We start from the raw sequence: 11,326 nt of genomic DNA, 5'->3' as shown, positions 1-11,326 counted from the left end.
GAATAGGTGAAAAGAATTATTTTCTCTGGAGGTCCAGCAGATAAAGAATGACCAGATAGTCAAATCTTGGGAGATGTTTTTTCAGGGTATCAATTGCTCTGTAGAGCAGTTTATATGTGTCTTTGGTCGATAATTGCATGACTTCAGCGATGTCATTGAATTCCATTTCTTCAAAGTAACGCAGATGTATCACTTCTCTTTGGCGGGAAGTCATCTTTTCCAGTGCTATAGCCAGATTATGCTGTATTTTTTTTGTTCTTTCCGCGCTGATCATACGATGATCATGACCAGGTTCTATATCAAAATGTATTTTTTCTTCCGTAGCCGGGAAAGCCATAATCAATGGTGCGTAATCAAGCTTACGAATTAACCGGCGTCTGAAAGCTTTATAGATATAGTTTTTAACAGCAGCTGTTGCATTGATCTTGTCACGATCTACCCAAAGTTTTACAAACAGATCCTGAATCACATCTTCTATGACATGATCATCTGGTGTAAACTTATGCCCATAATTGAAAAGAAGGGTATAATAGCTGTCGAAAATGAATTTTAAAGCGGTTTCACTTCCATATCTGAATTCATCCCAAGCCTTTTGTTCATCGGAAATCATAATCTATTTATTTGCAAAACCTTAGATCGCATCGCCAAATATGAAAAATTGTTAGGAATTCGAAGCAGATGTTTCAAAAATTAGCCACTTTAAACAGATTATAAATTCATTCGACTAGTATATTTCCATTTTCTGTAATTTCAGGAAGTAATGCCGCCTAAAATCCTATTAAACAAATACATTAAACCCCTAAACAATAGTTTTTCAAAATCTTAGACGGATTTTGAAATAAAAAAAGTGCTGAGGCATCCACTATCTGCGTTTTTATTAGTAACTATTCCTAAACATCAACCTCTTAATGTAAAAGCTCCTTTAATTTCTCCTGCAATGCGGTTCCACGAAGGTCCTTTAATCTTTCCATCGGATCCTACTAAAAAGTTTGCCGGCAGACTTTTCACGCGTAGTGCAATTGACGCAATCGTGACCAATAAGGTCAAAGATCACGGTAATGACCCTTATTTTGTAAGAGAGGCAGAAGAAGCTCAGGAGATTTACGGAGACTGGGAATTCCAGGTAAAAAGAAATTAGATTTCAAATAATAAGACAGCCATTATTCAAGCATTAAACTTAGCTCTTGAATAATGAAATAACCTTTTTTACACCTGTTACAACCCCTACTACAATAAATCCTGCCACCAATCCAAGGGCAAACTCCTTCACCATTGACGGAATATTTGGCAGTAAATGATGAAAATAATCTATGTTATGTACAAATATGCCTCCGGAAACGAGAATCAATGCGATGGTTCCGACAACAGCTAATACCCTAATAATAATTGGAAGCGACTTAACCAGTAAATGTCCCAGACTCGCCAAAACACCTTTATCATCAGCACGCTTAATTAATTTATAACCCGTATCATCCATTCTGACAATAATGGCAACGATACCATAAACACCGATTGTAGCCAGTAATGCAACTACTGAAACAGTTATGATCTGAATGGTCAGGCTGCTTTCTAAAGCTGTTCCCAATGCGATAATTACAATCTCTACAGACAGAATGAAATCCGTTGTTACGGCCGATTTGATCTTTGCTTTTTCTGCATCACTATCAGACTGTTTAATTTCTTCAACTACTTCATGACCTTCCGTGGGCCGGTGAAACAAATATTCAACGATCTTTTCAACCCCCTCGTAGGCAAGGTAAAACCCTCCCAAAATCAATATAAATTTAATAGCTATCGGAAAAAAAGCATTTAGCAATAATGCGATAGGAACAATAATCACCTTATTCAATAAAGACCCTTTGGTAATTGCCCAAAGTACCGGCAATTCACGGGAAGAAAGAAAGCCGGTAGCTTTTTCCGCATTCACCGCCAGATCATCCCCCAGTATACCAGCAGTTTTTCTTGTTGCCACTTTTGCTGCTACTGCAACATCATCCATCAAAGCAGCTATATCATCTAAAATCGCAAAAAAACCTGAAGCCATATTTATTTCATTAGTAGGCTTGCAAAATATGAATACGATTTCGAATTATAAACTAAACAGCCGTATATATCTATATAAATAGACAAAGAAGACTACTTTTATACAATCCGCGGTTACTTCACTTTTAAGTAGCGATGAAAAAAATCAATCAGTATCACTAAATTAAAAGAAAAAATTACCCTGAACATGAAAAATATACTCCTGGTCCTTTTACTTTTGATTCAATTCAGTACTTACGCGCAAAACAAAAAGTTAAAGGATAATTTTAGTGAACAAGTGAGGGAAGAGGAAGGCGACTTAAATAAAGACGGACGAGCTGACCGGGTAGTGGTAATGATGGATACAAGTGATGCGACGGTTCCATTGAGATTACAGATTTTCTTTGCGCAACCAAATAAGAAATTCAGGTTAGTAGTCTCATCTACCCGACTAATTGAGCCACAGTATCCCGCTCATAAAAAAGGAAAACATAATGGCTATCAGATTCCTGATTTCTCTATAGAAAAAGGCATCTTAATTATGAGATCCGAGGTCAGGGACGGTCATGCTGAACATCATTTCAAATTGCGAAATGGCAATTTCGAGCTAATCTTTGTGTCAATATTCAACTACAATGGTAAAAACACCACGATGGTAAAAAACTTCAACCTGATCACAGGTGAAAGGTATGAGAAAAGCCAATTATTGGGTTCTGATAAATTTTTGATAAAAAACAAATTTAACACTATGATCAGGCCTCTGCCGAAGCTGCAAAATTTCAAACCGTTTGAAAAAGAGTTCTATTAGGATCCGAAAGCCAATCGCGCTATTTCAAACTTGAATTTGTCCGCTTCAGCTATTAATAATGATGTGATAACAGCACAATCATTATATTTACTCATGCCAGAAAAATTACCCTTAAAACGTCTGAGTCGCCTGACCTGGTTACAAACGATCATCATTGGTTTTATTTTTTATCTTGTTGCATCCCATACGGACAGGCCGTCCCATATTATATCATTCACCTTGCTGACTATGTCTGGTATTCTTCTGGTAGGCTTTTCAGATATCAGTATAATGATCATACTGGCCAGGAAACTTTCCATCAGGTCAAATAAATTTTCATTCTTAAGGCGCCTGTTCACCTATCTGGTTAGTATATTTATCTATCTGCTGTTACGACCGGCCTTTGGTTACGTCAGTGGTAAACAATGGTCCTTCTGGGAGATGGGTTCTCTCCTGGCCTTTATCGGATCAGGCATTGTCATCAATACACTCATTACCCTGCTGCATGATTCAGTATTGCTGTATGAACACAAGATGAACAGCGAGCTTGAACTTTCCCGCTTAAAAACTGCTAACGCAGAAGCCATGAACCTGGCGTTGAAACAACAAATTCACCCTCATTTTTTGTTCAATGCACTGAATACACTCAAAGCACTGTACCATAAAGACACGCAGGTTGCAGATGACTATATCGTGCATATGGCCAACTTCTTAAGAGCTTCTATTTATCACCAAAGTGCTAATGTTTCAAAATTGAAAGATGAAATCAACTTATCATACGATTATCTGGAAATGCAGCGCATCAGATTTGGTGCTGCGCTGGACTGCATAATTGAGGTAACAGATGAAGCTCAGGATAGCTACTATCTGCCTGCCTTCTCCTTGCAACCCCTATTGGAAAATGCAATCAAGCACAATTACTTCACTCTTGAAGATCCCTTAAGGGTTGTTATTACTCAGCAGCAGGATTATCTGGTTGTAACCAATAATATTCAGCGTAAAACGCTGAAAGTCCGGTCTACCAATTACGGATTAGCCAATCTTGCTGAAAGGTATAGATTGTGGTCTGGAGATCACATCGTGATCAAAGAAGATGAAAACACATTTTCTGTAAGTATTAAATTATTAAATAATGAACATAGTAATCATTGAAGATGAAGCAATTGTGGCTGATGAGATGGAGAGAAATATCAGAAAACTGATAGAACAGCCTGTAGAAATCGTGCAAATCAGGTCGGTTAAAACGGGTATAGCTTATTTTAAGAACAATGAGGAGCCTGATCTTATTTTCAGTGATATACAATTGGGTGATGGGCTCAGCTTTGAGATATTTATCAGTTGCCCTATGGCAGTCCCTGTAATCTTTTGCACTGCCTATGACGAATATGCTTTGGATGCCTTCAAAGCTAATGGTATAGACTATATTTTGAAGCCCTTTACGACTAAAACCCTGCAGCTTGCGCTACAAAAGTATCAGCAGCTAAAGAAGATATTCTCTGTAGATCAGACTCCCCAATATGATGCCCTGCTTAAATTACTTGCCGGTAAGGATGTTGAAAAAGCTGCATCTATACTCGTCTATCACCGTGATAAGATCATTCCCGTAAACCTGGACGATATCGCCATGTTCTATCTTGAAAATGAAACTATCCATCTGCTGACTTTTTCCGGAAAAACCTTCTATCCAAACAAAAACCTGGATGAACTGGAACGTTTGTCCGGAAGTTCCTTTTTTCGCGTAAACCGACAAAATCTGGTATGCAGAAAGGCAATTGTTGACGTTTCCAGTTTCTTTTCCAGGAAGCTGTCTGTCAACCTAACATTTCCCTTCTCTGAAAAAGTTATTGTAAGTAAGGCAAAAGCACCTCAATTCCTGAAATGGTTATCTGCTGGCTAATGTTCAGGAAATTTGCTTTCTCCTATTATAGGTCAGTCCAGCTTTGGTTTTGCCCGCTTCGGGTGAATTTTGCTTAAAAGCCTTTCTGCAGTAATGCACCTTTGACTTAAATAAACGCTGATTACCAAAAAGCAGCGCGTACAGTCAAATAAAAAAGAAAACATGAGAAAGTTAGTATTTACATTAATCGTATTGGTTGCTGTGTCAATCAAAGGTTTTGGTCAGGAAGCACCAGAAAACCAAAGTTTCGGAAAAAAAATCCTCAGTAAACTGGAATTCGGTATCACCGCAGGTGGTAATGCCAGTAATTTTAACAAAGCAAATTTTGCAACCGACCCACTTCCGGGATTTCAGGCCGGACTAACTATCGCCTACAAGTTTAGTCCTAATTTTATGGTTCAGGAAGAATTCCTGTATGTGATGCAGGGTGCTAAAGTGAAGAATGGCCTACCAGGCGGACAAGAGATTAAACTTTCCTACGCTGCTGTGCCCATCCTTTTTAAATACCGTACCAATTCCGGATTTTTTGTAGAAGCAGGCCCTCAGGCAGGTTTTAAAGTCAAAGAAGATATAGGGGGACTAACCGATACCAAGTTTGCAAAGAAAATTGACTTCGGTATGGCTGGCGGTTTGGGATATAAATCCAGTATAGGTTTAGGCTTCGATGCCCGATATGTTTACGGATTTCAGAAAGTTCAGGAGGTACCCAATCCGGTTTTGGGCGACATCACTAATAACAGTATACAAGCCAGTATCTTTTATACTTTTTAGATCCATATCAAGCTATAACGATCACCCCGTAGTTAACGGCTAATGCAATATTCATTTAGCTTCTACCACTTCAAAACACATCATATCATGATTAAAAGAAATCTTTATACAAACATCTGCCTGCTCATAGGTACGCTGATGATCATTCTTAGTTCTTTTACATTAATTCCGCAGAAAACAGAAATAACCATTACAGGATTAAAGTCTGTTAAAGGAAAAGTCATCATCCAGGTTTTCAAAGACGATAAGGGCTATCAGGATCAAAAACCTTTTAAAAATTTCATTTTTGATAAAAAGGGAATGGCAAACGGAGCACTCCAAGTTCAGCTTGAACTTGAACCGGGCATTTACGGGTTTACCATGGTAGATGATGAAAATGGCAACGGGCATATCGACAAAAATTTTATCGGTATACCAAAAGAAGGTTTTGGATTCTCTAATTTCTTCATGGAAAAAATGAAGAAACCACTATTCAATGAATTCAAAACGGATCTTAAAACACAATCTAAGATCATCATAAAAGTAAAATACATGTAGGCCTTCCTGCAGCCAGAGATGCCTGCAATAAAACCATAAACAGCTAATAACAATTTTAAACAATTACCATGAAAGTACCATCAATGCACATCAATATGCTCGCAGGCCTTGCCCTGATCGTAGCAGCAACATTTTCATCTTGTGAGAAGAATGACGTCGATAATTCCGGACAATTCCGCCTTAAGGTGGTGAACGCGTCACCCACCTCAGGCCCGCAAACCTTTACCCTTGCAGGTACCTTATTGGTGAGCAATGGACTAAACTACAAAGAATCCTCAGATTATATCACCAGTCCATCCGGAACAAGGCTTGTGGGTGAATTCAAAAACTCAACTACAAACAGTATTTTCGCATCCGGAGAAATATGGACAGCAAACAACATTATCCAAACCGTATATCTGGCAGGTCAGGGTTCAAAAGCAAGGGTCAAAGTATTCACAGACGATCTTGGAACACCAAATAACAACCAGGTAAAAGTAAAATTCATCGACTTCAGTGACAACGGTCCCTCTGTAGTGAAGATCAGAAATGGATCGGGAGATGATCTGGTGAGCAGTCTGCCCAGGAATGAAGACAGCGGATATAAATTCATCGCCCCTGGTACTTTTACAGTCCAGATCAGCAGCCTCACCGGAAATAATAATTCGGCTACCTTTAACTTACCCGATTTACAGGCAGGAAAAATCTACACCATTTATTTTACGGATGCAGCAGATGGCAGTATGGTGGCCAATACCGTTCTCCACAACTAAATCAATTTCAACCGTGCAGTTAAACGTGATTTACCTGCATGGTTGAAATTAACATCTGAACAGTTGTTTTTGTCATTAAAACCGTCAACCGGATCAATAATTTTGACAAAAACAAAAACATTATGTCAGTAAATACATTCAAGAAAATAGCCGGGATTACCATTCCTGATAGTAGCATTGCAAGTCAGGCCACAGCGCTTTTGCTGGAGCATGGAACAGAATTCATTTATAACCATTCCCTGAGGGTATTTCTTTTTGCTTCCCTTAACGGACAGCGTCAGCAGCTGAAGTATGACCCGGAATTACTTTATGTAAGCTCGGTATTTCACGATCTGGGTCTTACTAAAAAATACAGCAGTGCAGATTTAAGATTTGAGGTTGACGGCGCAAATGCCGCCCGCGACTTCCTGAAGAGTCATGGTTTACCTAAGGAATCAATACAATTGGTATGGGATACGATTGCATTGCATACTACTATCGGCGTTGCTGAGCATAAAGAACCGGAGGTAGCGATGATGTATTCCGGAGTAGGTCTTGATGTGATGGGTGATGGATATGATCAGCTTACTGAAGCAAACAGACTGGAAATTATCGGTGCATTTCCCCGGACTGATTTTAAGGAAAATATTATTCCAACTTTCTTTAGTGGCTTTGAACATAAAACGGAGACTACATTTGGCAATATTAAAGCAGATGTATGCGCCTACATGATACCTAATTTTCACAGAAAGAATTTCTGTGATTGTATTTTACATTCACCCTGGAGCGAATAACTCAGATATAAACGCAGACGGACAAAATCCTGTCTGCGTTTATCAAATAAAAAAATCATTCCTTTCTAAGGTATTGAAGAGGGGGCAATGCTTGTCACAAACCGCATTCTGTAATCCTGAGGCGACACCATTACATTCTTTTTAAAGAAATGGCTGAACTGATCGGGTGTCGAAAAATTTAGTTCATAAGCTATTTCCTTTACAGGTCTGGAAGAAAACTGAAGAGACCTTTTTGCTTCTGCTATCAGCTGTCCATTGATCAGTTCTTTCGCACCTCTTCCACTGCATCTTTTGGAAAGCGCAGTGAGTTTCCTTGAAGGGATTCCCATCTGTCGCGCATAATCTGAAACTTCATGTGACTGATGGTAATTTACACTGATTAATGCTAAAAACTGCCTGTACAACTGTTTTTCAAAACTGTCAATCCCCTTTGTAAGGGAGGCATTGACATTTGCAACCTTAATCATGATGATCTTGAGGTAGGCTGCCAAAGCATCCAGCTTATTTATATACCCGGCCTTTTCAAACTCCCTGTATAAAGACTGAAAGAAAAATTTAAGTTCTGCACAATCATCAGCTTCCAATGGCAGCAACTGATTGTCTGCAGCATTATTAAACAACACCGCCTTGCAGTTATTGGCACTTGAAGGGGTTCTTTGCCAGAAACAGTCGCCAAAAACAAGGTTGAAACCTTCGAAAACGCTCCCTTCGCCAAATGCTAATATTTGTCCTTTCGAGATCAGAAAAAGCTGATCATCAGCCACTGCATAAGCTACATCATCTATATATACGGAGCCCGTTCCCTTGTTGACCAGCATCATCCTGTTATACCGCAAACGATTTGCCGTATGAATTCCAAAAAGCTCACTGCCATCTTTAAAGGTTATAGAAAAGGAGTCTGAAACTTCCTTTTCCAGGGGTACTGCTATCGATGAATCCATATAAACAGAATCTGATTATTGTGTATCAACAAAAATAACAAAATATAGTGCCCGCATCAGCATTTTCAGGTAAAGCTGGTATCATCTTATTGTTGAAACTATTTCCGCAACCATTTATACGCCAGACAGTAATTTATCCCTCCGGAATTCCGGTATGCTAATCAACATTTTATAGAATCTTTGTATCTTTGAATTCCGTAATTATACCAATGACCGATCGTAACTACCTATTCACTGCAGATCAGTATCTGAAGATATTTGCTCAATCAAGAGAAGCAACTGTTATCTACAGCAGTGAGGAAATGCATATTGGGTTTATCAATAACGCTATGCTGAACCTTTGGAATAAGCAGGACGACATCATTGGTCACGCTCTTTTAGCCGTTGCTCCCGAATTTGAACCTTTTATACCTATCTTAAAAGAAGTATGGATAAGCGGAGAACCTTATATCGCTAAAGATACACCCGCAAATATTGATATTAATGGTAATCTGATCCAGAGATACTTTGATTTTGAGTACCGCCCTGTACTGGATGACACCGGTAAAACCTATGCAATTATCAACACGGCAATAGATGTAACCGATCGGATGAGGGCATGGGAACTGGTTCAGGAAAAAGAGATTTACGAACAAAGGTTAAATGAAGACCTCTCTGCAATTAATGAGGCGCAGGAAACCATGATTGAGGAAATGCGTTCCACCAATGAAGAACTGGCCGAAACGCAATCAAAACTCAGGCTATCGAACGACAGACTGATAGAAAGTGAAGATCGTATCCGGAGTATCTTTGAGCAGGCACCTGTAGGTATAGGTATATTTAGCGGGCCTGAGCATACCATTGAAATGGCCAACAAAAGTATCCTTAGTATATGGGGACGAAGGGAAGAGGATGTAGTAGGCAAACCTCACCATATTGCCAGACCGGAACTGAAAGGTCAGCCTGTTTATCAATGGCTTGATGACGTTTTCAATACAGGTATCACCCGTACCAACAATGAATTCAGGGTGATGCTTTATGATCAGGGCCAACTGCGTGAGGCCTACGTTAATTCGATTTATCAACCCATCAGGAATGCCAGTGGTGAAGTGAATGGCGTGATGGTGATTCTGGATGAAATTACAGATAAGATCAGAACGCAGCATGAAGTGATGCGTGCGCAGGACATGCTCAACCTGGCTATTGAAGCTGGAGAGCTGGGTACTTTTTACTATGATCCGGTGACTAACTTGTTTTCAGGGAATAATTTACTGAAGTCATGGTTCGGATTACAACCGGATGAGAAGATTAATCTTAAACTAGCGATTGACGTTATAGCCGAAACTGATCGGCAACGGGTTGTTTCTGCTATTGGCACGGCCCTCACCTACTCATCAGGAAGTAATTATGATATCGTATATACCATTGTTAATCCCAAAACCAAAATCTCACGCATTGTAAGAGCCAAAGGTAAAGCAACATTTGACCAGGAGCAGCAACCTGTTAGTCTGAACGGAACTTTACAGGACATCACAGAGGGCAAACAGGATGAACAAAGGAAGAATGACTTTATAGGTATGGTAAGCCACGAGCTGAAAACTCCGCTTACCTCGCTGAAGGGATATATACAATTGCTCCAGGGCAAAATGGTTCAAGATAGCTTTGCTGCACTGGCCCTTGATAAAGCCGGGAATCAGGTAAATAAAATGACGACCATGATCAACGGATTCCTGAATTTATCAAGTCTGGAAGCAGGTAAAATTCAGTTAGCTATTCAAAGTTTCGATATAGAAGAACTCATCGCAGAAGTAACATCCGAACTCAGAATTACGACCTCTTCTCATCCTATCATATTTGAGCAAAAAGCACCTGTTTTCATTAATGGAGACCGCAATAAGATAGGTCAGGTAGTGAATAATCTGCTGACTAATGCGCTGAAGTATTCTGCCATAGGGCAACAGATTGAGCTCTCGTCTGCATTAATGAAAGATACAATTGTAATTAGTATCAAAGATAACGGGATCGGTATCAGGCCGGACGATAAGGAGCGGCTTTTTGAACGTTACTATAGAGTAGACAACTCAGCAATGCCGAACATCTCTGGTTTCGGCATCGGACTATATCTTAGTGCAGAGATTATTCATCGCCACAATGGTAAAATTTGGGCAGAAAGCAGTTATGGTCATGGTTCTACATTCTATTTTAGCCTGCCAGTATAAGTTTGTTCCACGCTAATCGTGACATTTAATTCATACTGACCACAGACAATCAGATTTTATCAAACTTTGCTTTTGTGTCTTTTGTTATATTCATAAAAATAAGGTTATGATACTGAAATATTTGATTGAAGAATTCGAACATGAAGTAAGTAGCACACGCAAACTACTGCAGATGGTACCAGAAAAAGATCTGGGCTACCAACCCTCAGAAATTTCCTGGACAATGGGTCAGCTTGCGCAGCACATTGCCACCATTTACTACTGGTATGTGGGGACACTGACTCAAGAGGTGTACGATATGGCTGCTGATCAGCTTAAAGTGGGTGATCCCGGTGACATCAATGCTACTCTGGCTCATTTTGAAAGTAATGTGGAGAAAGCTAGAGTTGCCTTGAAATCTCTCACAGAGGATAAATTAGAAGATGAATGGACAATGAAAATGGGTGATCAGGTAGTGTTGGGTCCCATGAAAAGAAGTAGAGTGACCCGCGGATTTTTATTTAATCATATTTACCACCATCGCGGTGAGCTGATTGTTTACCTCCGCGCTACAGGCAATAAAGTACCTGGTTTGTACGGCCCTACATTTGAGGAAAGTCAAAATCCTTAATGCCGGAGTCTCAATAGCTATTTAGCGTGAAGACCTAC

13 protein-coding genes are annotated in these 11,326 nt (G+C 39.6%); 10 read left to right on the top strand and 3 right to left on the bottom strand.

Going from position 1 to position 11,326, the window contains the following annotated elements; genetic code table 11:
• Nucleotides 1-16: 16 nt before the first annotated feature.
• On the bottom strand, nt 17-610 hold the full coding sequence (locus OQX62_RS06290) for an RNA polymerase sigma factor (RefSeq protein ID WP_265830570.1): 594 nt from the start codon (nt 608-610) through the stop codon (nt 17-19).
• A 327-nt stretch (nt 611-937) separates the two neighbouring features.
• Between OQX62_RS06290 and OQX62_RS06285 the strand changes: the two genes are divergently transcribed.
• Nucleotides 938-1,138: a hypothetical protein gene (locus tag OQX62_RS06285; protein ID WP_265830569.1), complete on the top strand. Its 201-nt coding sequence runs from the start codon at nt 938-940 to the stop codon at nt 1,136-1,138.
• A gap of 39 nt (nt 1,139-1,177) precedes the next feature.
• Here OQX62_RS06285 and OQX62_RS06280 read toward each other — a convergent pair whose 3' ends face one another.
• Complete coding sequence (locus tag OQX62_RS06280; protein WP_265830568.1) at nt 1,178-2,044, bottom strand: DUF808 domain-containing protein; 867 nt, start codon at nt 2,042-2,044, stop codon at nt 1,178-1,180.
• 186 nt (nt 2,045-2,230) lie between these two features.
• Here OQX62_RS06280 and OQX62_RS06275 point away from each other — a divergent pair, with 186 nt between their 5' ends.
• From OQX62_RS06275 to OQX62_RS06245, 7 genes are all read left to right on the top strand, one after another.
• Entirely contained in the window at nt 2,231-2,830 is a 600-nt protein-coding gene (locus OQX62_RS06275; protein WP_265830567.1) for a hypothetical protein, read from the top strand.
• Nucleotides 2,831-2,923: 93 nt separating this feature from the next.
• Nucleotides 2,924-3,961 (top strand): sensor histidine kinase, encoded by a 1,038-nt coding sequence (locus tag OQX62_RS06270; protein ID WP_265830566.1) that lies wholly within the window; start codon nt 2,924-2,926, stop codon nt 3,959-3,961.
• Entirely contained in the window at nt 3,942-4,706 is a 765-nt protein-coding gene (locus OQX62_RS06265; RefSeq protein WP_265830565.1) for a LytR/AlgR family response regulator transcription factor, read from the top strand. The genes OQX62_RS06270 and OQX62_RS06265 overlap by 20 nt, the downstream gene beginning before the upstream one ends.
• Nucleotides 4,707-4,868: 162 nt before the next feature.
• On the top strand, nt 4,869-5,477 hold the full coding sequence (locus OQX62_RS06260; protein ID WP_265830564.1) for a porin family protein: 609 nt from the start codon (nt 4,869-4,871) through the stop codon (nt 5,475-5,477).
• A gap of 87 nt (nt 5,478-5,564) precedes the next feature.
• Complete coding sequence (locus OQX62_RS06255) at nt 5,565-6,014, top strand: DUF2141 domain-containing protein (RefSeq protein ID WP_265830563.1); 450 nt, start codon at nt 5,565-5,567, stop codon at nt 6,012-6,014.
• Nucleotides 6,015-6,082: 68 nt separating this feature from the next.
• Nucleotides 6,083-6,766 (top strand): DUF4397 domain-containing protein, encoded by a 684-nt coding sequence (locus OQX62_RS06250; RefSeq protein WP_265830562.1) that lies wholly within the window; start codon nt 6,083-6,085, stop codon nt 6,764-6,766.
• Nucleotides 6,767-6,888: 122 nt separating this feature from the next.
• Nucleotides 6,889-7,539, top strand: a complete 651-nt coding sequence (locus OQX62_RS06245) for an HD domain-containing protein (RefSeq protein WP_265830561.1) — start codon at nt 6,889-6,891, stop codon at nt 7,537-7,539.
• A 65-nt stretch (nt 7,540-7,604) separates the two neighbouring features.
• On the opposite strand, the gene OQX62_RS06240 is transcribed toward OQX62_RS06245, so the two are convergent.
• A complete protein-coding gene (locus OQX62_RS06240; RefSeq protein WP_265830560.1) occupies nt 7,605-8,480 on the bottom strand; it encodes a helix-turn-helix domain-containing protein in 876 nt (291 codons plus the stop codon).
• A 209-nt stretch (nt 8,481-8,689) separates the two neighbouring features.
• Here OQX62_RS06240 and OQX62_RS06235 point away from each other — a divergent pair, with 209 nt between their 5' ends.
• Both OQX62_RS06235 and OQX62_RS06230 read left to right on the top strand, forming a co-directional pair.
• Nucleotides 8,690-10,678: an ATP-binding protein gene (locus tag OQX62_RS06235; RefSeq protein WP_265830558.1), complete on the top strand. Its 1,989-nt coding sequence runs from the start codon at nt 8,690-8,692 to the stop codon at nt 10,676-10,678.
• A 106-nt stretch (nt 10,679-10,784) separates the two neighbouring features.
• The gene (locus OQX62_RS06230) at nt 10,785-11,288 is read left to right on the top strand and encodes a DinB family protein (protein WP_265830557.1); all 504 of its coding nucleotides are present in this window, start codon (nt 10,785-10,787) and stop codon (nt 11,286-11,288) included.
• Nucleotides 11,289-11,326: the final 38 nt, after the last annotated feature.

This window comes from Pedobacter sp. MR2016-24, assembly GCF_026239655.1.
In the GTDB taxonomy this organism is placed as follows: Bacteria; Bacteroidota; Bacteroidia; order Sphingobacteriales; family Sphingobacteriaceae; genus Pedobacter.
Note: the sequence above shows the minus strand (reverse complement) of the source record. Positions and strands in the feature narration are given on the sequence as shown.

Bases quoted from the DNA above. Each gene is read 5' to 3' on its own strand.
- OQX62_RS06235 (WP_265830558.1), top strand. From the start codon at position 8,690: ATGACCGATCGTAACTACCTATTCACTGCAGATCAGTATCTGAAGATA.
- OQX62_RS06270 (WP_265830566.1), top strand. From the start codon at position 2,924: ATGCCAGAAAAATTACCCTTAAAACGTCTGAGTCGCCTGACCTGGTTA.
- OQX62_RS06280 (WP_265830568.1), bottom strand. From the start codon at position 2,044: ATGGCTTCAGGTTTTTTTGCGATTTTAGATGATATAGCTGCTTTGATG.
- OQX62_RS06255 (WP_265830563.1), top strand. From the start codon at position 5,565: ATGATTAAAAGAAATCTTTATACAAACATCTGCCTGCTCATAGGTACG.
- OQX62_RS06275 (WP_265830567.1), top strand. From the start codon at position 2,231: ATGAAAAATATACTCCTGGTCCTTTTACTTTTGATTCAATTCAGTACT.
- OQX62_RS06240 (WP_265830560.1), bottom strand. From the start codon at position 8,480: ATGGATTCATCGATAGCAGTACCCCTGGAAAAGGAAGTTTCAGACTCC.
- OQX62_RS06250 (WP_265830562.1), top strand. From the start codon at position 6,083: ATGAAAGTACCATCAATGCACATCAATATGCTCGCAGGCCTTGCCCTG.
- OQX62_RS06285 (WP_265830569.1), top strand. From the start codon at position 938: ATGCGGTTCCACGAAGGTCCTTTAATCTTTCCATCGGATCCTACTAAA.
- OQX62_RS06265 (WP_265830565.1), top strand. From the start codon at position 3,942: ATGAACATAGTAATCATTGAAGATGAAGCAATTGTGGCTGATGAGATG.
- OQX62_RS06260 (WP_265830564.1), top strand. From the start codon at position 4,869: ATGAGAAAGTTAGTATTTACATTAATCGTATTGGTTGCTGTGTCAATC.
- OQX62_RS06290 (WP_265830570.1), bottom strand. From the start codon at position 610: ATGATTTCCGATGAACAAAAGGCTTGGGATGAATTCAGATATGGAAGT.
- OQX62_RS06230 (WP_265830557.1), top strand. From the start codon at position 10,785: ATGATACTGAAATATTTGATTGAAGAATTCGAACATGAAGTAAGTAGC.
- OQX62_RS06245 (WP_265830561.1), top strand. From the start codon at position 6,889: ATGTCAGTAAATACATTCAAGAAAATAGCCGGGATTACCATTCCTGAT.